Below are 278 nucleotides of genomic sequence, written 5' to 3' on the forward strand. Positions count from 1 at the left end.
TCTGTGTACACATCAGCCATCATCCGCACTGTCTCCTCCGGAAGTTCACTGATAAACTTCGCTGTCTCAATCTCATTCTTGGAAATGTACTCTCCATAACGGTACAAATACTTCGGATCACTCAAATCGCTGCCGCAGATAATATCCATAGCAAAAGAACACTTCGGATCAATCTGTTCCAGAACACGATGTGCCGCAAATACTTCACAGCAATCGATGGCGTACCAATAGAAAATGTCCCGCACTGTCTGATACTGTGGCTCTTCCTGCTCAAAACT

At 45.0% G+C, this 278-nt stretch carries 1 pseudogene; it reads right to left on the reverse strand.

Annotation, left to right across the window (positions count from 1 at the left end):
• Window positions 1-278 (reverse strand): annotated as a pseudogene (locus HJY11_RS13580) (aminopeptidase); the annotation flags it as partial.

The sequence above is a fragment of the Bittarella massiliensis (ex Durand et al. 2017) genome (genome assembly GCF_017566145.1).
In the GTDB taxonomy this organism is placed as follows: Bacteria; Bacillota; Clostridia; order Oscillospirales; family Ruminococcaceae; genus Bittarella; species Bittarella massiliensis_A.